Raw genomic sequence first — 22891 nt, 5'->3', positions numbered from 1 at the left:
GCCGGGCCGCGCCGCCGATCGGCGGCGCGTGCGCGGCTGTTTGGCGCCAGCGCATACCGTCGTCGCGCGGCGCGAGATCGCGCGCGCCGGCGAGCGCGAGGCCGAGCGCCGGAGGGCCAAAGCGCCGCGCCGCCTACTTCGCCGAAGCGCGGAGCCGCCGCGTTCCCGAATCGCCGAATCGTTCGGACGCTCGGACGCTCGGACGCCGAATCATCGGCGCAAATGCGCCGCGCCGTCCATTCATCGACAGACGGCGCGCGCCGATACCGCCCGAGCCTGTTCATCAAATGTGCTTTTTCAGCGCCGTCGACGACGCACCGCCCGGCGCGATCGCCGTCACGCCGCGAATCGCGTTCACGCCGTCCTTCGGTTGGCCGCCGCCTTGCTCGATCCTGTTGGCCGCGGCGCCGGGGGCTTTGATGAGCGCACGAACCTCGTCGGGCAGCGCGCCGCGCTTGTCGATCCGTGCGCCGAGGCCGTCGCGAAACGCGTTCGCCCGCGGCTGCGGCGCATTTCGGCGCGCCGCGTTGCGCGGCGTCGCGGCAACTCGATCGCGCCCGCGCGCTTCGAACGCCGTCGATCCGAAGCCCTCGTCGGTCACGTGGAAAGCCACGCGCGACACCCTGTCGCTACAATACGCGCCATGAATGCCGCCCCTCACCTCTCGACGCCCGCGAACGACGGGCCGCGCATCGACCGCGCACGCGTGGATGCGCGCCTCGCCCCCGCGGCCCGCGAATGGTCGATCCAGATCGTCGACACGACGGGTTCGACCAACGCCGACCTCGCCGCGCAGCTGAAATCGCTGCCGCGCAGCCGCGACGCGCTCGCCGCGCCGATCGCGCGCGTCGCGTACGAGCAGACGGCCGGACGCGGCCGGCAAAGCCGCCCGTGGTTCGCCCGGCCGGGCGACGCGCTGCTGTGCTCGATCGCGTGCGTGCTGCCGCGGCCCGTCGGCGAGCTCGCGGGCCTGAGCCTCGCGGTCGGCGTCGCGCTCGCCGAAGCGTTCGCCGAAATGCCGACCGGCGCGCGCGCCGAACCGGCCGCCCGCCAACGCGCCGACACGACCGCCGCCGCAACCGCCGATACGACCGCCGCCGCCCCTCGCATCGCGCTCAAATGGCCGAACGACCTGCTCGTCACGTCGACGCAAGGCGGCGAGACCGCGATCGTCGGCAAGCTCGCCGGCATCCTGATCGAAACCGTCTGGAACACGAACGATGCGACCGCGGTCGTGATCGGCTTCGGCGTCAACGTGCGTGCGGCCGATGCCGCCGCGGCCGAAATCGACGCGCTGCGCGCGCGCGACGCGACGCTCGCGAGCGGCCTGCCGCCCGTCGCGCTGTCCGCCGTGCGCCCCGGCGCGACGCTCACCGACACGTTCGCCGCCGCGCTGAACGCGCTCGCCGTCGCGCTGCCCGCGTTCGCGACGAGCGGCCTCGCGCCGTTCACGGCGCGCTGGAACGCGCTGCACGCTTACGCGGGCCGCGACGTCGCGCTGCTCGAACGCGGCGCGGAGCTCGCGCGCGGCGTCGCGGCCGGCATCGACGCGACAGGCCAGTTGCTGCTCGACACGCCCGCCGGCCGGCAGGCGATCGCGGCGGGCGACGTGTCGCTGCGCGCGCAGGGGAGCGACCGATGAGCGGCTTGTGCTTGCTGATCGACGCGGGCAACAGCCGCGTCAAATGGGCGCTCGCGGACAGCGCGCGCCATTTCGTCGCGAGCGGCGCGTTCGAGCACGCGGACGACACGCCGGATTGGTCGACGCTGCCCGCGCCGAGCGGCGCGTGGATCTCGAACGTCGCGGGCGACGCGGCCGCCGCGCGCATCGACGCGCTGATCGACGCGCATTGGCCCGCGCTCGCACGCACCGTCGTCCGCGCGAGCGCCGCGCAATGCGGCGTGACGAACGGCTACGCGAAGCCCTCGCGCCTCGGCAGCGACCGCTGGGCGGGGCTCATCGGCGCGCACGCCGCATTCCCGGGCGAGCATCTGCTGATCGCGACGTTCGGCACCGCGACGACGCTCGAAGCGCTGCGCGCGGACGGCCATTTCGCGGGCGGGCTGATCGCGCCCGGCTGGGCGCTGATGATGCGCTCGCTCGGCATGCACACCGCGCAATTGCCGACGGTGTCGATCGACGCCGCGACGAGCCTGCTCGACGAAGTCGCCGCGAACGACGCGCACGCGCCGTTCGCGATCGACACGCCGCATGCGCTGTCCGCCGGCTGCCTGCAGGCGCAGGCGGGGCTCATCGAGCGCGCGTGGCGCGATCTCGAACGAGCGTGGAAAGCGCCGGTGCGGCTCGTGCTGTCGGGCGGCGCGGCGGAGGCGATCGTGCGCGCGCTGACTGTCCCGCATACGCGGCACGACACGCTCGTGCTGACGGGCCTCGCGCTGATCGCGCATTCGACGTGACGCGGGCCGCGCGCGCGAGCGGCGCGGCGCCGCGATGCGATGCGATGCGATGCGCGGCGGATTGACGGTAACGGAACGATTCTCGGGAGTATTGACGATGCTGCGCTGGCTGATCTCTATTCTCTTTCTCGCCAACATGCTCGCGTTCGTGGTAGTGCGCGGCGTGTTCGGCCCGATGCCCGCCGCGGGCCCGCGCGAGCCGGGCCACGCGCTGCTGCAGGTGCGGCCGGACGCGCTGCGCGTTGCGCCCGTGTCGCAGGCAGCGGATCAACCGATCATCGGCGGGCCGATCGTGTCGCCGCCGCTCGACACCGCGCCGCTGAACGCGCTCGGCCCGACTTCCGGCCCGATGTCCGTTCCGGCGTCCGGCGCCGCGACGAGTTCGGCGACGCAGGCCCCGGCATTGCCGCCCGCCGCGGCCACGGCCGCGGCGCCGCCGGCTCGAGCGCCGGCCCAACCCCAGCCGAACGCCTCGGCCGCACACTGACGCCGTGACGCAGCGTCGAGCCGCCCGCGCGCCCCTGCGCGCGACGCCGGCCGCGCGAAGCGTCGATCAGTCGCCGTTCGACTGCGAGCGCACCTTCTTCAGCAGCTTGGTGGTCGAGCGATCGTGCTCGAACGGAATCGCCAGCGCCCGCCCGCCCCAGCCGCGCACGAGCGCGGCTTCGGGCAGCGCGTCCATGTCGTAGTCGCCGCCCTTCACGAGGATGTCGGGGCGCACCGCCTCGATCAGCGACACCGGCGTCTTCTCGTCGAAGCCGACGACCCAGTCGACGCATTCGAGCGCGGCGAGCAGCGCCATCCGGTCTTCCTGCACGTTGATCGGCCGGTCGTCGCCCTTGCCGAGCATGCGCACCGACGCGTCGCTGTTCACGCCGACGACGAGGCATGCGCCGAGCGCCTTCGCGTCGGCGAGATAGGTGACGTGGCCGCGATGCAGGATGTCGAATACGCCGTTCGTGAAGACGACGGGCGCGGGCAGCGACGCGCGCAAGGCGGCGAGCGCGTCGCGGGTGATCAGCTTGCGTTCGAACGAAGCGGGCATGGTCGGAAAACTCGTTGGTCGGGATGAACGGGGCAAACCGCGTCGCACCAGGCGCACGCCGGCTGCAACGCGAAACGGCAAAAGAAAAGCCCGCCGAACCTGCGAGCGGGCTTGTCGCGCGATGCGGCGGCGGTTACGCGGGCTGCGCGGCGGCCGGGCCGCCCTGCGCCTGCAGGCGCGCCGTGACTTCCTTCCGATAGCGGTTCAGTTCCTGCGCGGTCGCGAACGTGCGCTCGAACAGCACCGACAGGTTGTGCAGGATGCGGTCGACGACCTTCTTCTCCCACTCGCCGTCGAAACGGATCTGCTCGTCGAGCCAGCGCTCGAGCCATTCCGGATCGGGCAGGCGCGACTGCACGGTGTCGCGCGGGAACAGCGCCTGGTTCACATGCAGGTTCGTCGGGTGCAGCGGCTTCTCGGTGCGGCGCGCCGACGCCATCAGCACGCCGATCTTCGAGAACGCCGCGCGCGCGACGTCGCCGCAGTTGTTGAGCGCCTTCTTCATGTAGCGCAGGTACGCGCCGCCGTGACGCGCCTCGTCGCGCGAGATCGTCTCGTAGATGTGCTTGATGACGGGCTCGGTATGCCACTCGGCCGCGCGGCGATACCAGTGGTTCAGGCGAATTTCGCCGCAGAAGTGCAGCATCAGCGTCTCGAGCGGCGGCGCCGGATCGAACTCGAAGCGCACCGCGTGCAGTTCCTCTTCCGTCGGCATCAGTTCCGGCTTGAAGCGGCGCAGATATTCCATCAGCACGAGGGAGTGCTTCTGCTCCTCGAAGAACCACACGCTCATGAACGCGGAGAAATCGCTGTCGTGGTGATTGTCGCGCAGGAACATCTCCGTCGCGGGCAACGCCGACCACTCGGTGATCGCGTTCATCTTGATCGTCCTCGCCTGCTCGTCACTCAGGAGCGATGCGTCGAACTTGTCCCAAGGGATGTCCTTCTCCATGTCCCAGCGGACGGCTTCGAGCGACTTGTAAAGTTCCGGATAAAGCATGGTGTTCATGGTCCCACCCCTGTTCTGCGCAATGCGACAACCAAACGTGACTGTTGCGGCAAACACGCCTAGTGCAGGCGTTTTCGCAACCAAGTCGATAATTTTACGCGCTAATCCGGGCCCGGACGCAGGTTTCGCGCCGGACGCCGGGCGGCCGCACTTCCACCGTGGGGCAGGCCGCACTCAGCGCTCCCGACGATCGAAAGCCGCGTCGCGCATGCCTGAAAGGCGCCGGCGCACCGCCGGCTTCGTTGCCGGGCCCCGCGCGCGCCGTGGTGAACGGCTGCGCCCGAGCGGCCCGATGTGATGTATTCGGCGGCGGCCATAATAGCACGCGACTGTGACCGTTCCGAGACGGCGGCGGGCGCCGGGGCCGCGCCCATGCGGCAAAGCGTCGCAGCGAAAGCATTCCGTTAGCGTGGCGAAAACGCAACCCAAGCCGCAATGGCGGGCGAACGGCCGTTGAACGACGGGCGAACGGCGCTGAATCGCCGCGCCCGAATGCGCCGCCCCGCCGCAACGCGGGCGAACGGCGCGAGGCGGCAACGGGCCGCGTCGGCACGCATCGGGCCGCATGCGGGCGATTCATCCGGTCCGGGACGATCCCGTTCGTCGCGAGCGGCACGTCGAATCCGGACGCGGGCCGCCGCTGCGGCGCCGTCAGCGCCCGGCGGCCCGGCCGGACGTGCGCGCATCGCCGCTGCCCGCCACGCCGTCGTCCGCCCCCGCGACGCTCGCGCCCGCCTCGACGCCCGAGCCCGGGCCGCCTTGCGCTTCCGCGCCGGTGCGCTCGGCGGACGCGATCCACTGCGCGAGCCGCTCGCGCTGCCCGTGCGCGTCGCGGTAGCCGAGCTCGACGAGCTCGCGCGTGAACTCCGCCTCGAACAGCAGATAGCTCGCAAACGACGCGCCCGCCGGCTTGTTGCCGCCCACCGCGCCGAGCAGCCCGCGCACCGTGAGCGGCAGCCGCTTCAGATGCTTCGACGCGATGAGCTCGATCCGCTCGGACGGCGCGATCGCGAGCACGTCGACGTGCCGCCAGCCGCTCGCCGGCTCGACGTAGGCGGGCAAATGCTCGATCATCCGGTTCACGTGATCGATCCGCTCGATGTCGGCGCCGATCGAATCGAGGAACACGCTCGCGAGCACCTGCTGGCCGATCTGCGCAAGCGACGGGTAGCCGCGCCCGTTGCCGTTCGCGGCGGGCACCTCGGGCCGCGGGTCGGCGGCGCCGACCACGACGATCCGGTCGCTGCCGAAATGGATCGCGGGCGACAGCGGCGCGATCTGCCGGATCGAGCCGTCGCCGAAATATTCGATCTGGCCGTCGAGCACGAGCGGCACCGCGGGAAACACGAACGGAATCGCCGACGACGCGATCAGATGCCCCGCGGACAGATCGACCATCCGGGCCGTGCGCTCCGCGCGCCGCCACGCCTGAATCGGCTCGCTCGCCTGATAGAACGTCAGATGGCGGCCGCTCGTGTAGCTGAGCGCCGTCACCGACAGCGCATGCAGCTTGCGCGCCTCGAGCATCAGCTCGATCCGGTGGAAGTTGAGCTCGCGCCGCAGCAGGTGCGCGAGCGGCGCGTTGTCGAGCAGCCCGCGCGGCGAGCGGCGCGCCGCCCAGCCGATGCTCATCGCGGCGAGCCAGCGCGCGCCCGCGGCGGCAATGCCGAGCCAGTCGGTTCGATACACGTGCTCGGCGCGCAGCCGCTCCCAGAATTCGAGCAGACGCCGCACGCCGTGCTCGAAATCGTCGGCGTGGCTCGCGAGCGACGTCGCGTTGATCGCACCCGCCGACGAGCCGCAGATCACCGTGAACGGCGATGTGCGCCGCTTCGGATCGACATCGTGCGCGATCTCGGCGAGCCCCTTCAGCACGCCGACCTGATACGCGGCGCGCGCGCCGCCTCCCATCAGCACGAGCGCGAGCCGCATGTCCGCCTCAGCGTGTCCTCATCGGCGCCGCGCGCGTCACGGGCTGCGCTTCGCCGGTTTCTTCGCGGCGGCGGGCTTCGCGTCGTCGGCCGCGCTCGACGCGCCGGGCGCGCGGTCGGCCGCCGAGCCGCTCGCGCGCGGCGAGGCGGCGCGGCGCGTCGCCGGCTTCTTCGCGGCGGACGGCTTCGGCGCCGCGTCGCCGCCCGGCTCGGACGCGCCGCCCGCGGGCGTCATGCCCGACTGGGCCATCGCGAAACGCGCGAGCTGATTGAATTGCGATTGCAGCAGGTTCCACCAGCCCGCCGGATCGAACGCGTCGGCGCCCGGCGCCGCTTGCGGCTGCTGCGCGCCTTCGGCCGCGGCCGCCGCGCCCGCATCGGCACTCGCGAACGCGCCGCCGCGCGTTTCGTCGCGCTCGCTCGCGCCGGCTTCGCGCGCCGACGCCGGCGTCGAAGCGGATTCGCGATGCGCCGAATCGTCGGGTGTCAGCGCGGCTTCGGCGGCGGCCATCGAGGTCTGCGCGAACGCGCCGAACGCGCGCAGCGTCGCGAGCGTCGCGCGCTGCACCTCGAGCGCCTGGATCGCGGACTGCAGCATGCCGAGGTTGAGCTTCAGCCACTGCTCGACCGCGCGCAGATCGGTGATCCGCTTGTCGAGCTCCTCGACGCTCGCGAGCGGCGCCATCAGGTCCGACATCGCCGACAGCGACGGCGGCAGCCCTTGCGACGCGCCCGGAAACGCGCCCAACCCGCCGAACGGCGTGAGGCGCATCATCTCCCACATCTTGTCGAGGAAGCCGGCGGGCTGAAAGCCGCCGAAGCCGGAAAACGGATTGGTGCCGTTGGTATCGGTCATCGTCGATTCCTTCGAAACGATTGAAGCGGGTCACGGGCGAACGCCGCGCGGCGGCGTCCATTGCCGATCATAGCGCGCGCGGCGCTCACGACGGCGCGTCGCCCGAAAAATCCGGCGCGCGGCGCTCGCGCAGCGAGCGAATGCCTTCGCGCACGTCCGGCCCCGAAAACCCCATGAATTCGAGCGCGAGCGACGCGTCGAACGTCGGCCCCGCGAGCCGCAGCCAGTTGTTGAGCGCGTACTTGGTCCAGCGGATCGCGCTTGGCGAGCCGTGCGCGAGCCGCTCGGCGAGCTCGTACGCCTTCGGCAGCAGATCGTGATCGTCGACCGCGAGCGACACGAGCCCGATGCGCTCGGCCTCGTCGCCGCTCACGGGCTCGCAGAGGAGCAGGTGGTATTTCGCCTTCGCCATCCCGCACAGAAGCGGCCAGACGATCGCCGCGTGATCGCCCGCGGCGACGCCGAGGCGCGTGTGGCCGTCGATGATCCGCGCGCTCTTCGCGGCGATCGACACGTCGGCGAGCAGCCCCGCGACGAGCCCCGCGCCGACGGCGGGCCCGTGCATCGCGGAGACGATCGGCTTGCTGCAGTTGATCACGTTGTAGACGAGATCGCGCGCCTCGCGCCAGACGCGCTCGCGCACCGCGTGGTCGTCGGCCATCCGCTCGACCAGCGCGAGATCGCCGCCCGCCGAGAAGCCTTTGCCTTCGCCGCGAATCACGGCGACGCGCGCATCGGGATCGCGATCGACGTCGCGCCAGATGTCGGCGAGCTCGCGATGCATCGCTTCGCTCGCGACCGCGAGGCCGCTGCGGTTCGCGCCTTCGCCGCTCATCACGATTTCGACGACGCCGTGCGGCTGACGCCGGATGCGCAGCGCTTCGTAGCCGGCATAGGGAGCGAGATCGGACATGCTGAACCTTCCTTCGATTGGGATTGAGTGATCGGGAGGCTTCTTCGTCGCTTTCGATTCAGTGTAGCGAAGCCCGTTCGGGCGGGCATCGGGCGAAACCCGGCGCGGGACCGGCGAAGCACCGCGCGCACCGCGACGCCGGAACGTGCACGTCGCGCGCCGCGCCGGCGCGCGTTTCACGCGGCTTGCTCGCACGGCCTCTCGTCGCGGGGCTTCGGCTTCGCGCCCTTCGCGCCCTTCGCTCGATTACGCAGCGCCGTCCACCGGCGCCACCGCCTGCTCGATCGCCCCGAAGATCGACTTCCCGGCTTCGTCGAACATCTCGATCTTGACCTTGTCGCCATAGCGCATGAACTCGGTCTGCGGCGCGCCGTGCTCGATCGTCTCGACGCAGCGCTTCTCGGCGATGCAGCAGTAGCCGCGCTTCGCATCCTGGTTCGACACCGTGCCCGAGCCGACGATCGAGCCCGCGCGCACGTTGCGCGTCTTCGCCGCGTGCGCGATCAGTTGACCGAAGTGAAACACCATGTCGACGCCCGCATCCGGCTGGCCGACCTTCTTGCCGTTCCAGTGAACGATCATCGGGCGATGCACGCGGCCGTCGCGCCAGTGCTCGCCGAGCTCGTCGGGCGTCACGGCGACCGGCGCGAACGCGCTCGCCGGCTTGCTCTGAAAGAAGCCGAAGCCCTTCGCGAGCTCGGCGGGAATCAGGTTGCGCAGCGACACGTCGTTGACGAGCGTGACGAGCCGCACCGCCTTCAGCGCCTCGTCGGGCGTCGCGCCCATCGGCACGTCGGCCGTGATCACCGCGACCTCCGCCTCGAAATCGATGCCCCACTCCTCCGACGCGCAGACGATGTCGTCGCGCGGCCCGAGAAAGTCGTCGCTGCCGCCCTGGTACATCAGCGGATCGGTCCAGAACTCGGGCGGCATCTGCGCGCCGCGCGCGCGGCGCACGAGCTCGACGTGGTTCACGTAAGCGGAGCCGTCCGCCCACTGGAACGCGCGCGGCAGCGGCGCCATGCAGTCGGCGGGCTCGAACGCAAACGCATTGCGCGCGCGGCCCTGGTTCAGCGCGTCGTACAGATCGCGCAGCTGCGGCGCATAGAACGCCCAGTCGTCGAGCACGCGCTGCAGCGTCGGCGCGATCGCGTCGGCGATCGCCGCCGTGTGCAGGTCGCGGGATACGACGATCAGTTGGCCGTCGCGCGTGCCGTCCTTGAGCGAAGCAAGTTTCATAGGGAAGAGAGCCGTTGTAGTGACGATGGAAGGAATCTATTTTACGATGGTGAATCCGCGCGGCGGCGCGCGCCGCAAGCCGCGCCGCCGTTCGATTCCCATTCTTCCCGCAACGCCGTGAACAAGTCCGCCTCAAACGCCTCCGATTCGCCCGACGACGATCTCGCCGACGACCACGACACCGCCGAGGAAAAGATCCGCTCGGGCATCCAGTCGATCGAGGTCGGCTTTCGCCTGCTCGACGTGCTGACGAGCGAGCCCCGCGCGATGATGCTGCGCGACCTCGCGCAGCGCGCGGCGATGAGCCCGGCGAAGGCGCACCGCTATCTCGTGAGCTTCCAGCGGCTCGGGCTCGTCTCGCAGGACCCGGTCTCGGGCCGCTACGAGCTCGGCGGCTTCGCGCTGCAAATGGGCCTGGCGCGGCTTGCGCGCGTCGACGGCGTGAAGCTCGCGCGGATCGCGCTCACCGCGCTGCGCGATCAGCTCGACCAGACGGTCGGCATCGCGGTATGGGGCAACCAGGGGCCGACGATCGTCCACTGGATGGAGTCGAGCCATCCGGCGAAGGCGTCGCTCAAGCTCGGCGACGTGATGCCGCTCCTCGGCTCGGCGACGGGCCTCGTGTTCGCCGCGTACCTGCCGCGCGGCAAGACGGCCGCGTTGATCGAGCGCGAGCTCGCCGACACGCGGCGCGCGACGCACTACACCGGGCCGCGCACGCTCGCCGAAGTCGACGCGGCGCTCGCCGACGTGCGCGCGCATCGCGCGGCCCGCGTCGAAGGGATGCTGCTGCCGACGATCAACGCGTTCGGCATGCCGGTGTTCGACGCGCTCGGCGATCTCGCGCTCGCGATCATCGCGCTCGGCCACGAAGGCGCGTTCGACATCCGCTGGGGCGGGGAGATCGACGTCGCGCTGCGCGCTTGCGCGCAGAAGCTCTCCTACGAGCTTGGGTATAGTGAAGGGGCGCGCGACGCCTGACCGGCGCCGCCGCGTCCCGGCCGCGCATGGCGCGCGCCCCCCGCTTCCTCGCTGCTCGAGATGCTCGCCCGCTCCTGATGCCGCCGTCGTCCACCGTTTCGTCGAACCCGCGCATCGCGCCGCGCCGCGTGCGGCGCGCGGCGTTCGTGCTCGCGCTCGTGCTCGCGCTCCACTGGCTCGCCGCGCTGTGGCTCGTGCGGTTTCGCGAGCCGTTCAAGCCTGTCGAGCCCGAGAACGTGCCGGTTCAGGTCGAGTTGCTGAAGCCGCAGCAGATCGAGCGTGCGCCGGCGCCCGCGAAGCCCGCGGCCGTTCGGCCACGGGCCGTCCCAAAGCATGCGGCGCCCACGCCCATGCCCGCTCCGCAGCCGAGCGCCCGCGCGCCGCGTCGCGCGGAACCCGTGTTGAGCGCCGTGGAGTCGCCCGCCGAAGCGCCTACCGAAGCGCCCGTCGCAGCGCCTGTCGCCGCTTCCGCGGCCAAGTCCGCGAGTGCGGCGACAGCCGCAACGGACGAGCCGGCGAGCGGCGCATCAGGCAACACGGCGGGCGGCGCGTCGGGCGCGGACGCAACCGCGCAGCCCGGCGCGGCATCGCCCGGCGAAGCGCAGCCCGGCTCGAAGTTCACGCTCCCGCCTTCGGGCGAGCTGCAATACGACACGTTCTACAACGGCATGCAGAACACGCCGGGCACGATCCTCTGGCAGACCGACGGCCGCGCCTATTCGCTGTACGTGTCGATGCCCGTGCCGTTCGTCGGCCCGTACACGTACGAGAGCCGCGGCCGCGTCGACGCGTTCGGCATCGCGCCGCAGCGCTACGTCGAGACGCGCGGCAGGCGGCCGCCCGACTTCGCGATCTTCAATCGCGAGACGAGGCAGATCGTGTTCACGGGCACGCCGAATTCGCTCGCGCTGCCCGACGGCGCGCAGGACCGCTTCAGCATGCTGCTGCAGCTCGCGGGCCTCGTCGGCGGCGATCCCGACGCGTACCGCCCGGGCGTCACGCGCGAGTTCTTCGTCGTCGATCGCGACAGCGGCGAGACCTGGCCGATCACGACGATCGGCGACGAGACGATCTCGACCGGCATGGGCAGGCTCGACGCCCGGCATTTCATGCGGCTGCCGCGCCGCGAGGGCGACACGCGCCGCATCGACATCTGGCTCGCGCCGTCGCTCGGCTGGCTGCCCGTGCGAATGGTCCAGACGGAACCGAACGGCGCGCAGATCGAGTTGCTATTGCACCGTCGCTCGGATGCGCGCGACGCGGCGGGCGAACGCACCGGCGCGAACGGCGGCGCGAGCGCCAACGTAGGCGCCGGCGCGGACGCCGCACGGGCGCCGGCGTCCGGCGCGCCGCTGAACGCCGACGAATCGGTAAATACGACCGACGGCACGCCAGCCGAATCGCCCGCCGTTCACGAGCGGCAACAACCTTGACAATCTTTGACAACAACTTTCGTCCACTGGAGCAGAATCGGAAACGTTTTAAGGTCATCGGCATCAAACCGATACGCCGCGTGTAAAAACGACCGGCGTGCAGCGCCAACCCCCTTGAAACCGGCTCGGTCTGCCCCACCTACGGTGGCAACGAGGCCGAAAGCCACAGCAAAGAGGAGTGCCGCCATGCAAATGATCTACAACAGCCCCAACTACTGCGTCGTCGAGTTTCCGCCGCAGGACGGCCACCATGCGATGAACTCGGGTGGCTACGAGATCGTCGACAAGAACGCGCAACGCGAAATCTTCATCGACGGCGAACTCGCCGCGCGCTTTCGCGAGCACGTGAAGCAGTTGATCCAGGCCGAGCCGTCGCTCGACGAGGTCGACGAATTCCTCGGACAGTTCGACAGCCTGATGACGCAACCCGTGGTTCTCCACTAACGTCGCACGGACGCGGCCGCTTGCCGGACCCGCGGGTCCGCGAAAGCGCCGCCGCCCGACGCGATCCGGCGCACTCCAACCCGCCCCCGCCCGGTCCGCCGCGCGGGGGCTTTGTTTGCCCGCGAACGGCCGCCTCACGTACGACGGGAGCAGCGGCTACAATGACGGCTTTCCGATACGCCGGTAATCCGCCATGTCCGAGCCCACGCCGATCGCGTCTTCCGCCCAATCCGCCGCCCTCGCCGCGCCGTACACGCGCGGCGCCGAGCTGCCGACGCTGCTTCGGCAGCGCATCCTGATCCTCGACGGCGCGATGGGCACGATGATCCAGCGCTACAAGCTCGACGAAGCCGCGTATCGCGGCGAGCGCTTCAAGGATTTCCCGCGCGACGTGAAGGGCAACAACGAGCTGCTGTCGATCACGCAGCCGCAGATCATTCGCGAGATCCACGACCAGTACTTCGCCGCGGGCGCCGACATCGTCGAGACCAACACGTTCGGCGCGACGGCCGTCGCGCAGGCCGATTACGGGATGGAAGACCTCGTCGTCGAGATGAACGTCGCGTCGGCCGCGCTCGCGCGCGAATCGGCCGCCAAATACACGACGCCGGCCAAGCCGCGCTTCGTCGCGGGCGCGATCGGGCCGACGCCGAAGACGGCGAGCATCTCGCCGGACGTCAACGATCCGGGCGCGCGCAACGTCACGTTCGACGAGCTGCGCGACGCGTACTACACGCAGGCGAAGGCGCTGCTCGACGGCGGCGTGGATCTGTTCCTCGTCGAGACGATCTTCGACACGCTGAACGCGAAGGCCGCGCTGTTCGCGCTCGACCAGCTGTTCGAGGACACCGGTGAACGGCTGCCGATCATGATCTCCGGCACCGTCACCGATGCATCCGGCCGCATCCTGTCCGGCCAGACGGTCGAGGCGTTCTGGAATTCGCTGCGCCACGCGAAGCCGCTCACCTTCGGCCTGAACTGCGCGCTCGGCGCGGCGCTGATGCGCCCGTACATCGCCGAGCTCGCGAAGCTGTGCGACACCTACGTGTCGTGCTACCCGAACGCCGGCCTGCCGAACCCGATGGCCGAGACGGGCTTCGACGAGACGCCGGACGTCACGTCGGGGCTCCTGAAGGAATTCGCGCAGGCGGGCCTCGTGAACCTCGCGGGCGGCTGCTGCGGCACGACGCCCGAGCACATCGCCGAGATCGCGAAGGCGCTCGCCGAAGTCAAGCCGCGCCGCTGGCCGAACCAGTACAGCGAAGCCGCCTGACGCTCACAGCCGCCCCCCACTCCAACCCGAATACGCACGCACCGCCATGACCGACCATACGATGCGCCTAGCCGGCCTCGAGCCGTTCAACGTCACGCCCGGAACGCTCTTCATCAACGTCGGCGAACGCACCAACGTCACCGGCTCGAAGGCGTTCGCGCGCATGATCCTCAACGGCCAGTTCGACGAGGCGCTCGCCGTCGCGCGCCAGCAGGTCGAGAACGGCGCGCAGGTGATCGACATCAACATGGACGAGGCGATGCTCGATTCGAAGGCGGCGATGGTGCGCTTTCTGAACCTGATCGCGTCGGAGCCGGACATCGCGCGCGTGCCGATCATGATCGACTCGTCGAAGTGGGACGTGATCGAGGCCGGCCTGAAATGCGTGCAGGGCAAGGCGATCGTCAACTCGATCTCGCTGAAGGAAGGCGAGGAAGCGTTCCGCCACCACGCGAGCCTGATCCGCCGCTACGGCGCGGCGGCCGTCGTGATGGCGTTCGACGAGACCGGCCAGGCCGACACGTACGAGCGCAAGACCGAGATCTGCAAGCGCTCGTACGACTTCCTCGTGAACGAAGTCGGCTTCCCGCCCGAGGACATCATCTTCGACCCGAACATCTTCGCGGTCGCGACCGGCATCGAGGAGCACAACAACTACGCGGTCGACTTCATCGAAGCAACCCGCTGGATCAAGCAGAACCTGCCGTACGCGAAGGTGAGCGGCGGCGTGTCGAACGTGTCGTTCTCGTTCCGCGGCAACGACCCGGTGCGCGAGGCGATCCACACCGTGTTCCTGTACCACGCGATCCAGGCCGGGATGGACATGGGCATCGTGAACGCGGGCCAGCTCGGCGTGTACGCGGATCTCGACGCCGAGCTGCGCGAGCGCGTCGAGGACGTGATCCTGAACCGCCGCGACGATTCGACCGACCGCCTGCTCGAAATCGCCGACAAGTTCAAGGCCGGCGGCGCGAAGAAGGAAGAGAACCTCGAGTGGCGCAACCAGCCGGTCGAGAAGCGGCTTTCGCATGCGCTCGTGCACGGCATCACGACCTTCATCGTCGAGGATACCGAAGAAGTGCGCGCGAAGATCGACGCGGCGGGCGGCCGCCCGATCAACGTGATCGAAGGCCCGCTGATGGACGGGATGAACATCGTCGGCGACCTGTTCGGCCAGGGCAAGATGTTCCTGCCGCAGGTCGTGAAATCAGCGCGCGTGATGAAGCAGGCCGTCGCCCACCTGATCCCGTTCATCGAGGAAGAAAAGCGGCTGCTCGCGGAAGCGGGCGGCGACGTGCGCGCGAAGGGCAAGATCGTGATCGCGACCGTGAAGGGCGACGTGCACGACATCGGCAAGAACATCGTGTCGGTCGTGCTCCAGTGCAACAACTTCGAAGTGGTCAACATGGGCGTGATGGTCCCGTGCAACGAGATCCTCGCGAAGGCGAAGGTCGAGGGCGCGGACATCATCGGGCTGTCGGGCCTCATCACGCCGAGCCTCGAGGAAATGGCGTACGTCGCGTCCGAAATGCAGCGCGACGACTACTTCCGCGTGAAGAAGATTCCGCTCCTGATCGGCGGCGCGACCACGTCGCGCGTGCACACGGCCGTGAAGATCGCGCCGCACTACGAAGGCCCCGTCGTCTACGTGCCGGACGCGTCGCGCTCGGTGTCGGTCGCGTCGAGCCTGCTGTCCGACGAAGGCGCGGCGAAGTATCTCGACGAGCTGAAGTCCGACTACGAGCGCATCCGCGCGCAGCACGCGAACAAGAAGGCGCTGCCGCTCGTCACGCTCGACGAGGCGCGCGCGAACAAGACGCGGATCGACTGGGCGCACCACGCGCCCGTCAAGCCGAAGTTCATCGGCCGGCGCGTGTTCAAGAACTACGACCTCAACGAGCTCGCGAACTACATCGACTGGGGCCCGTTCTTCCAGACCTGGGATCTCGCGGGCCCGTATCCGGCGATCCTGAACGACGAGATCGTCGGCGAATCGGCGCGCCGCGTGTTCTCCGACGCGAAATCGATGCTCGCGCGCCTGATCCAGGGCCGCTGGCTGACCGCGAACGGCGTGATCGCGCTCTTGCCCGCGAACACGGTAGGCGACGACGACATCGAGATCTACAAGGACGACACGCGCTCGGAAGTGCTGCTCACGTGGCGCAACCTGCGCCAGCAGAGCGTGCGCCCGGTGGTCGACGGCGTGATGCGGCCGAACCGCTCGCTCGCCGATTTCATCGCGCCGAAGGAGTCGGGCGTCGCCGACTACATCGGGATGTTCGCGGTGACGGCCGGGATCGGCGTCGACGCGAAAGAAAAGCAGTTCCTGGCCGACCACGACGACTACAGCGCGATCATGCTGAAGGCGCTCGGCGACCGCCTCGCGGAGGCGTTCGCCGAGGCGATGCACGCGCGCGTGCGCCGCGAGCTATGGGGCTATGCGGCAAACGAGCAGCTCGACAATGACGCGCTGATCGCCGAGCGCTACTCGGGCATCCGCCCCGCGCCCGGCTACCCGGCATGCCCGGATCACCTCGTGAAGCGCGCAATGTTCGAAGCGCTTCATACAGACGAGATCGGGATGAGCATCACCGATTCGCTCGCGATGTTGCCGGCCGCGAGCGTGTCGGGCTTCTATCTCGCGCATCCGGACAGCATGTACTTCTCGGTCGGCAAGATCGGGCAGGATCAGCTCGAGGATTTCGCGCGCCGCACCGCGCTGTCGAAGGCGGACGCCGAGCGCGCGCTCGCGCCGCTGCTCTGACGGCCGCCGCGGGCGCCGCGCACGGCGGCGGGCATTCGGTCGGCTCCGCGGCCGGCGGCGCGTTTCGGCCGCGGGCCGCGCGCGCGGCCGGCGGCGGCCCGCGCCAGGCGCGGTCGCACGGCCGGCCGACGGCGGCCGGAGCGCGCCGCGCGCCCCGGCCCCCAACATGCAAAAAGCCCGCGCGAGGCGGGCTTTCCGGGTATCGGAAGGCCGGCGAACGGCGCTCAGAAGCCCCAGTGGATGTCGGCGTTCTGCGCCTTCGCTTCGCGCAGCATCACGAGAAACGGCGCGACGCGTTGCGCGAGGCTCGGCGAGACTTCGTGGTGCGGGTGATCGGGTTCGTCTTCATGGAAATGGCCCGCATGCTCGGCCCGCGCCTGCTTGGCCTGGCTGACGGCGTCCTCGAGCTTCGCGATCGCGTCGTCGAGCTCGTCGGACGTGATCACGCCGCGCTCGCCGAGCTGCTTGCCGACGACGCCGAGCACATAGACCGCGAAATCCTTCAGCACATCCAGATCCTGTGCCGCCTTGCTTTTGAACGTAATCATGACAACTCCCTTTTCATCTTGTCGTGCTCGCCGTACGTCCGCGACGGACGCCCGGCCGGCGCGCTGAACAAACGTCGGGGGCGCTCAGCACCTGAGGGACATATTAGCACCTGTTAAAATTCAGCGATCCCTGAAACGCGCGCCGTGTGGCGCGACGGCGGCCCGGCCAGGCGGGACGCCGCCAACGATATCTTCGACCAGCATGCTGCCTGCTCAAAAACATACTCTCGAAACCCTGCTCGAAAACAGCGTGAAGCAGGTCGTCCAGGCGTCCAAAGGCGACGCCGACGCCACGTTCATCCTCCCCGCGATCGCGCTCGAGCGCCCGAAGGTCGCCGCGCACGGCGACATCGCGTGCAACGTCGCGCTGCAGCTCGCGAAGCCGCTTTCCGCGAATCCGCGCCAGCTCGCCGAGAAGATCGTCGCCGCGCTCACCGCGCAGCCCGAAGCGGCGGGCCTCGTCGACGCGGCCGAAATCGCCGGCCCCGGCTTCATCAACCTGCGCCTCTCGCCCGCGTCGAAGCAGGCGGTGATCGGCGCGGTGTTCGCCGAAGGCCGCGCGTTCGGCGCGTCCGAGCGCAACCACGGCAAGCGCGTGCTGGTCGAATTCGTGTCCGCGAACCCGACGGGCCCGCTGCACGTCGGCCACGGCCGCCAGGCGGCGCTCGGCGACGCGCTCGCGAACGTGCTCGCGAGCCAGGGCTACGCGGTGCATCGCGAGTTCTACTACAACGACGCGGGCGTGCAGATCGGCAATCTCGCGATCTCGACGCAGGCGCGCGCCCGCGGCCTCAAGCCGGGCGACGCGCTCTGGCCGGAGGCCGCGTACAACGGCGAGTACATCGCCGACATCGCGCGCGACTACCTGAACGGCGAGACCGTCGCGGCGAGCGACGGCGAGCCGGTGACGGGCAAGCGCGACGTCGAGGATCTCGAGGCGATCCGCAAGTTCGCGGTCACGTACCTGCGCCGCGAACAGGACATGGACCTGAAGGCGTTCGGCGTGAAGTTCGACCAGTACTATCTGGAGTCGTCGCTCTACACGGAAGGCCGCGTCGAGAAGACGGTCGATGCGCTGATCCGGGCCGGCATGACCTACGAGCAGGAAGGCGCGCTGTGGCTGCGCACGACCGACGAGGGCGACGACAAGGATCGCGTGATGCGCAAGTCGGACGGCACCTACACGTACTTCGTGCCGGACGTCGCGTACCACGTGACGAAGTGGGAGCGCGGCTTCACGAAGGTCATCAACATCCAGGGCTCGGACCACCACGGCACGATCGCGCGCGTGCGCGCGGGCCTGCAGGGCCTGCACGTCGGGATTCCGAAGGGCTATCCCGACTACGTGCTGCACAAGATGGTCACGGTGATGCGCGACGGCCAGGAAGTGAAGATCTCGAAGCGCGCGGGCAGCTATGTGACGGTGCGCGACCTGATCGAATGGTCGGGCGGCGCGACGCCGGGCTCGGAAGTCTCGCCCGACCTGCTCGACGAGGCGACGATCACGCGCGGCCGCGACGCGGTGCGCTTCTTCCTGATTTCCCGCAAGGCGGACACGGAATTCGTGTTCGACATCGATCTCGCGCTGAAACAGAACGACGAAAACCCGGTCTATTACGTGCAGTACGCGCACGCGCGGATCTGCTCGGTGCTCAACGAGTGGAAATCACGCTATGGCGCCACCGACGCGCTGCTGCCGGGCGCCGACCTGTCGCCGCTCGGCAGCAAGCAGGCGACGGCGCTGATGCAGAAGCTCGCCGAGTATCCGGACGTGCTCGCGCACGCGGCGCACGAGCTCGCGCCGCACGCGGTCGCGTTCTACCTGCGCGACCTCGCGAGCGAGTTTCACTCGTTCTACAATGCGGAGCGCGTTCTCGTCGACGAAGAAGCGCCGCGCACCGCGCGCGTCGCGCTCCTCGCGGCGACGCGCCAGGTGCTCGAAAACGGTCTCGCGATGCTGGGCGTGTCCGCGCCCAGCAAGATGTAACGCCGGGACCATCGGCCAAGCGCCGCGGCGCAGCGCGCCGCGGCTGTTTCACGAAATTTTTCGCAGGTGACTCAAGCAATGGCAAAACCACGCCGCACGTCGAAGCAATCGAAACAAGCCGGAGGAACGTTTCTTGGAATCGTGCTGGGCCTCATCGTCGGCCTGGCCATCGCGGTAGTGGTGGCGCTCTATATCACCCGCGCGCCGTCGCCGTTCGTGTCGAAGGTCGCGCCGCCCGCCGACAGCAACGCGAGCCAGCCGCAGCAGTTCGATCCGAACCGCGCGCTGCAGGGCAAGACGCCGGGCCAGCCGGTCACGCCGCAGGCCGCGCAGCCCGCGCCGCCCAACACGGCGCCCGGCCAGGCCGCGAATCCGAGCCAGCCGCCGCTGCTGCCGGAGCCGCAGATCGTCGAAGTGCCGTCGTCGAACAACAACGGCAACGGCTCGTCGAGCGAATCGAACAACGCCGCCGACAACGGCGTCGCGGTCGCGCCGAAGCCCGCCGACATCACGCCGCCGCCCGCGAAGAAGCCGCAGACGGCCGCGAACGGCAGCTCGGCGCCGCACGTCGCGAACAACAACGCGCAGGCGAGCGCCGCGACGCCGCCTAAGGCCGCGCAGGCGCCGAAGGGCGCGTCGTCGGCGACGACGGCCGCCGCGAAGCCGACGTCGGGCGCCGACGCGAACACCGGCTACTTCCTGCAGGTGGGCGCGTACAAGACCGAAGCGGACGCCGAGCAGCAGCGCGCGCGCCTCGGCTTCCAGGGGTTCGAATCGAAGGTGTCCAAGCGCGACGTGAGCGGCGTCACCTACTTCCGTGTGCGGATCGGGCCGTTCTCGAAATTCGACGACATGAACTCCGCGCGCCAGCGGCTGTCCGATGCGGGAGTCGATACCGCCGTGATCCGCTTTACGAAGCAGTAAGCCGCGCTGCCGTCCGACATCGTTACCCACGCAACCGATTGAACGTTCGAACATGAAAAAACTGCTTAGCACGCTGTTCCTGTCCCTGAGCCTCGTCGCGGGTTTCGCGCAGGCGTCGCCGGCCGCGCCCGTCGCCGGCAAGGACTTCGAAGTGATGAAGTCGCCGCAGCCGGTGTCCGCGCCGGCCGGCAAGGTCGAGGTGATCGAGTTCTTCTGGTACGGCTGCCCGCACTGCTACGAGTTCGAGCCGACGGTCGAGGCATGGGTGAAGAAGCAAGGCGACAAGATCGCGTTCAAGCGCGTGCCGGTGGCGTTCCGTGACGATTTCATTCCGCACTCGAAGCTGTTCTACGCGCTGGCGGCGCTCGGCATCTCCGAGAAAGTCACGCCCGCCGTGTTCAACGCGATCCACAAGGAGAAGAACTATCTGCTGACGCCGCAGGCGCAGGCCGACTTCCTCGCGACGCAAGGCGTCGACAAGAAGAAGTTCCTCGACGCGTACAACTCGTTCAGCGTGCAGGGCCAGGTGAAGCAATCGGCCGAGCTGCTGAAGAGCTACAACATCGACGGCGTGCCGACGATCGTCGTGCAGGGCAAGTACAAGACGGGCCCGGCGTACACGAACAGCCTGGAAGGCACGGCGCAGGTGCTCGACTACCTCGTCAAGCAAGTGCAGGACAAGAAGCTGTAACCCCCCGCCCCGCGCCGGCATGAACGCCCCTCTCCCACTCAAGGTCTTCATCACCGGCGCGTCCAGCGGACTCGGCCTCGCGCTCGCCGCCGAATACGCGCGGCAAGGCGCGACGCTCGGCCTCGTCGCCCGGCGCGCCGACGCGCTCGCCGAGTTCGCGCAGCGCTTTCCCAAAGCCGCGATCTCGATCTACCCGGCCGACGTGCGCGACGCCGACGCGCTGGCGCTCGCCGCATCGCGCTTCGTCGCCGCGCACGGGTGTCCCGACATCGTGATCGCGAACGCCGGCATCAGCAAGGGCGCGATCACGGGCGAAGGCGATCTCGCCGCGTTCCGCGAGATCATGGACGTCAACTATTACGGAATGATCGCAACGTTCGAGCCGTTCATCGCACCGATGACGGCCGCTCGACGCGGCACGCTCGTCGGCGTCGCGAGCGTCGCCGGCGTGCGCGGGCTGCCGGGCTCGGGCGCGTACAGCGCGTCGAAAGCAGCGGCGATCAGATATCTCGAGGCGCTGCGGGTCGAGCTGCGGCCCGCGCAGGTCGCGGTCGTGACGATCGCGCCCGGCTACATCCGCACGCCGATGACCGAGCACAATCCGTATCCGATGCCGTTCCTGATGGACGCGGACCGCTTCGCGAAGCGCGCGGCGCTCGCCATTTCGCAGAAGACGGCGTTTCGCGTGATTCCGTGGCAGATGGGCGTCGTCGCGAAGCTGCTGCACGTGATGCCGCGCTGGCTGTACGACCGCCTCTTCGAGAAAGCGCCGCGCAAACCGCGGGCGAAGGCGGGCTGAGGCGCACCGCCGCTGACGGCGGCGGCAATGGCGACGGTGGCGACGGCAGCACCAACGTCGACGTCGACGGCAACGACGAACGTGAAGGCGAAGGCGACGGCGAAGGCGAAGGCAGCAACGCCAACGGCGACACATCTTGCGCCGTGCCTTTCACTCATCCGTCACGCATCTCTCGCGCAGCCGTCGCACGGGCGCTTCAGCGGCGCTTCAACGAGCCTTCATGCGCCCGTCGGCGGCTGCGTGTAGACCGCCGGATCGGCCGACAATCCCGCCTTGACGCCGCGCGTCAAATCGTCGACGAGCACCTCGTCGCGGCCGGCGGCGAGCGCGTCGAGCGTCTGCCGGACGACGTCCTCCGGACGGTTCTTCGGCACGCCCTGCGCCTGCGCGACCATGTCGGTGTCGATGTACGCGGAATGCAGCGCGAGAACCCGCGTGCCCTGCTCGCGCAGCTCGTTGCGGAGCGCGTTCGTCGCGGCCCACGCGGCGGCCTTCGAAATGCCGTACGCGCCGGCGTTCGGCACGCCGAGCCACGACAGCACCGACAGCACGTTGACGATCGCGCCGCCGCCGTTCTCGCGCAGCACCGGCGCGAACGCGCGCGCCATCGCGAGCAGCCCGAAGAAATTCGTATCGAGTTGCGCCTGCAGCGCGCCGCCGTCCGCATCCGCGACGAGCGAGCCCGTCCGGTAGATGCCCGCGTTGTTGACGAGCAGATTGACGTCGCGCAGGTCGCGCGCGGCGGCGGCGACGTCGTCCGCACGCGTGACGTCGAGCCGCACCGGCTGCACGCCGGGCGTCGTCACGCGCGCCGGATCGCGCGCGGCCGCGTAGATCTTCTTCGCGCCGGCCGCCTTCAGCCCCTCGACGAACGCGCGCCCCAGGCCGCGATTCGCCCCCGTCACCAGTACGACAGCATCATCCAGTTTCATTTCGATTCTCGCTGACAAGACCACGGTTACGCACGGCCGCCGCCGCGCACGCGAGCGCACGCGGTGCCGCCACACCCCGAACGAAGCCGCCTCGCCCCGATCGGCGAGCACAACTTTCCGCTCAACCGATGCATGCACATCGGTTCATCCATCAAAACGGCGATCCACGGCACCGATGCGCCACCGCCGATCGACGCAAAATCATGCATATGCATTTTGTAAGTCATAGAATGTTCACTGTCGACGAACGATTCCGAAGGACCCACGATGAGCGACGCTCCAATGAGACTCCTGTGCCACTGCGGCACGCTGCGCCAGGCCACGCGCGCCATCACGTCGCTCTACGACGCGCACCTCGCGAAGCACGGCATCCGCGTCACGCAGTTTACGATCCTCGCGGCCCTGCACGGCTGCGGCACGCTGCCGACGGGCGAGCTGGCGACGCGCCTGCTGCTGGATCAGACCACGCTGAGCCGCACGCTCGCGACGCTGCAGTCGAATCGGCTCGTGCGCGCCGAATCCGGCGACGACCAGCGCGTACGGCTCTGGAGCCTCACGCCGAAGGGCGCCGCGCTGTACAAGGCGTCGCGCGCCGATTGGGAAGCCGCGCAAAACGACGTGTATCGGCGCGTCGGCAAGCGCAACATGCAGGCGCTCGACGCCGAGATTTTCGCGCTCGCCGAGGCGCTGTCGGACTGAGCCTC

Annotated in this window: 22 protein-coding genes and 1 pseudogene; 13 read left to right on the top strand and 10 right to left on the bottom strand. The window is 69.5% G+C overall.

Annotated elements, in window-relative coordinates:
* Positions 1-283 precede the first annotated feature (283 nt).
* A complete protein-coding gene (locus X946_RS29515) occupies positions 284-613 on the bottom strand; it encodes a hypothetical protein (protein WP_052145056.1) in 330 nt (109 codons plus the stop codon).
* A gap of 30 nt (positions 614-643) precedes the next feature.
* Between X946_RS29515 and X946_RS11160 the strand changes: the two genes are divergently transcribed.
* From X946_RS11160 to X946_RS11150, 3 genes are all read left to right on the top strand, one after another.
* Positions 644-1642, top strand: coding sequence for a biotin--[acetyl-CoA-carboxylase] ligase (locus tag X946_RS11160; RefSeq protein ID WP_038747182.1), 999 nt, complete (start codon positions 644-646; stop codon positions 1640-1642).
* Entirely contained in the window at positions 1639-2418 is a 780-nt protein-coding gene (locus tag X946_RS11155; protein WP_038747153.1) for a type III pantothenate kinase, read from the top strand. The genes X946_RS11160 and X946_RS11155 overlap by 4 nt, the downstream gene beginning before the upstream one ends.
* Positions 2419-2515: 97 nt before the next feature.
* The gene (locus X946_RS11150) at positions 2516-2905 is read left to right on the top strand and encodes a hypothetical protein (protein ID WP_038747150.1); all 390 of its coding nucleotides are present in this window, start codon (positions 2516-2518) and stop codon (positions 2903-2905) included.
* A gap of 66 nt (positions 2906-2971) precedes the next feature.
* On the opposite strand, the gene rfaE2 is transcribed toward X946_RS11150, so the two are convergent.
* The 7 genes and pseudogenes from rfaE2 to X946_RS11120 form a co-directional block, all read right to left on the bottom strand.
* Positions 2972-3463, bottom strand: a complete 492-nt coding sequence (rfaE2, locus tag X946_RS11145; RefSeq protein ID WP_038747148.1) for a D-glycero-beta-D-manno-heptose 1-phosphate adenylyltransferase — start codon at positions 3461-3463, stop codon at positions 2972-2974.
* Between the two features lie 133 nt (positions 3464-3596).
* Positions 3597-4472 (bottom strand): ferritin, encoded by an 876-nt coding sequence (locus X946_RS11140; protein ID WP_038747145.1) that lies wholly within the window; start codon positions 4470-4472, stop codon positions 3597-3599.
* 101 nt (positions 4473-4573) lie between these two features.
* Positions 4574-5052, bottom strand: a pseudogene (locus tag X946_RS36155) (hypothetical protein).
* Positions 5053-5123: 71 nt separating this feature from the next.
* On the bottom strand, positions 5124-6404 hold the full coding sequence (locus tag X946_RS11135; protein WP_052145055.1) for a patatin-like phospholipase family protein: 1281 nt from the start codon (positions 6402-6404) through the stop codon (positions 5124-5126).
* Between the two features lie 36 nt (positions 6405-6440).
* Positions 6441-7259, bottom strand: coding sequence for a PhaM family polyhydroxyalkanoate granule multifunctional regulatory protein (locus X946_RS11130; protein WP_038747142.1), 819 nt, complete (start codon positions 7257-7259; stop codon positions 6441-6443).
* An 85-nt stretch (positions 7260-7344) separates the two neighbouring features.
* Positions 7345-8172, bottom strand: coding sequence for an enoyl-CoA hydratase/isomerase family protein (locus X946_RS11125; protein WP_038747139.1), 828 nt, complete (start codon positions 8170-8172; stop codon positions 7345-7347).
* 246 nt (positions 8173-8418) lie between these two features.
* Positions 8419-9411 carry a fumarylacetoacetate hydrolase family protein gene (locus tag X946_RS11120; protein WP_038747134.1) on the bottom strand — a complete coding sequence of 331 codons (993 nt, stop codon included), beginning with the start codon at positions 9409-9411 and terminating at the stop codon, positions 8419-8421.
* A 117-nt stretch (positions 9412-9528) separates the two neighbouring features.
* Between X946_RS11120 and X946_RS11115 the strand changes: the two genes are divergently transcribed.
* The 5 genes from X946_RS11115 to metH all read left to right on the top strand — a co-directional run bounded on the left by X946_RS11115 (position 9529) and on the right by metH (position 16306).
* Positions 9529-10392: an IclR family transcriptional regulator gene (locus tag X946_RS11115; protein ID WP_038747131.1), complete on the top strand. Its 864-nt coding sequence runs from the start codon at positions 9529-9531 to the stop codon at positions 10390-10392.
* A gap of 77 nt (positions 10393-10469) precedes the next feature.
* Complete coding sequence (locus tag X946_RS11110; RefSeq protein ID WP_038747128.1) at positions 10470-11825, top strand: DUF3108 domain-containing protein; 1356 nt, start codon at positions 10470-10472, stop codon at positions 11823-11825.
* A 186-nt stretch (positions 11826-12011) separates the two neighbouring features.
* Positions 12012-12269, top strand: a complete 258-nt coding sequence (locus tag X946_RS11105) for a BTH_I0359 family protein (RefSeq protein WP_009893251.1) — start codon at positions 12012-12014, stop codon at positions 12267-12269.
* Between the two features lie 193 nt (positions 12270-12462).
* A complete protein-coding gene (locus tag X946_RS11100; RefSeq protein WP_038747125.1) occupies positions 12463-13542 on the top strand; it encodes a homocysteine S-methyltransferase family protein in 1080 nt (359 codons plus the stop codon).
* Positions 13543-13588: 46 nt separating this feature from the next.
* Complete coding sequence (gene metH, locus X946_RS11095; protein ID WP_038747122.1) at positions 13589-16306, top strand: methionine synthase; 2718 nt, start codon at positions 13589-13591, stop codon at positions 16304-16306.
* A gap of 224 nt (positions 16307-16530) precedes the next feature.
* On the opposite strand, the gene X946_RS11090 is transcribed toward metH, so the two are convergent.
* Positions 16531-16854: a DUF1840 domain-containing protein gene (locus X946_RS11090; protein WP_038747120.1), complete on the bottom strand. Its 324-nt coding sequence runs from the start codon at positions 16852-16854 to the stop codon at positions 16531-16533.
* A 202-nt stretch (positions 16855-17056) separates the two neighbouring features.
* On the opposite strand from X946_RS11090, the gene argS reads away from it, so the two are divergent.
* From argS to X946_RS11070, 4 genes are all read left to right on the top strand, one after another.
* Positions 17057-18841, top strand: coding sequence for an arginine--tRNA ligase (argS, locus tag X946_RS11085; protein WP_038747117.1), 1785 nt, complete (start codon positions 17057-17059; stop codon positions 18839-18841).
* A gap of 78 nt (positions 18842-18919) precedes the next feature.
* The gene (locus tag X946_RS11080) at positions 18920-19765 is read left to right on the top strand and encodes an SPOR domain-containing protein (protein WP_038747115.1); all 846 of its coding nucleotides are present in this window, start codon (positions 18920-18922) and stop codon (positions 19763-19765) included.
* A gap of 52 nt (positions 19766-19817) precedes the next feature.
* Positions 19818-20456, top strand: coding sequence for a thiol:disulfide interchange protein DsbA (gene dsbA / locus X946_RS11075; protein WP_038747112.1), 639 nt, complete (start codon positions 19818-19820; stop codon positions 20454-20456).
* Between the two features lie 19 nt (positions 20457-20475).
* Complete coding sequence (locus tag X946_RS11070) at positions 20476-21255, top strand: SDR family oxidoreductase (RefSeq protein ID WP_038747110.1); 780 nt, start codon at positions 20476-20478, stop codon at positions 21253-21255.
* A 218-nt stretch (positions 21256-21473) separates the two neighbouring features.
* Here X946_RS11070 and X946_RS11065 read toward each other — a convergent pair whose 3' ends face one another.
* The gene (locus X946_RS11065) at positions 21474-22187 is read right to left on the bottom strand and encodes an SDR family oxidoreductase (protein ID WP_038747107.1); all 714 of its coding nucleotides are present in this window, start codon (positions 22185-22187) and stop codon (positions 21474-21476) included.
* Between the two features lie 282 nt (positions 22188-22469).
* On the opposite strand from X946_RS11065, the gene X946_RS11060 reads away from it, so the two are divergent.
* Positions 22470-22886: a MarR family winged helix-turn-helix transcriptional regulator gene (locus X946_RS11060; protein WP_038747104.1), complete on the top strand. Its 417-nt coding sequence runs from the start codon at positions 22470-22472 to the stop codon at positions 22884-22886.
* The last annotated feature ends 5 nt before the right edge of the window (positions 22887-22891 follow it).

It is taken from the genome of Burkholderia sp. ABCPW 111 (assembly GCF_000773065.1).
GTDB classification, from domain to species: domain Bacteria; phylum Pseudomonadota; class Gammaproteobacteria; order Burkholderiales; family Burkholderiaceae; genus Burkholderia; species Burkholderia savannae.
This window is presented reverse-complemented; position numbering and strand designations above follow the sequence as displayed.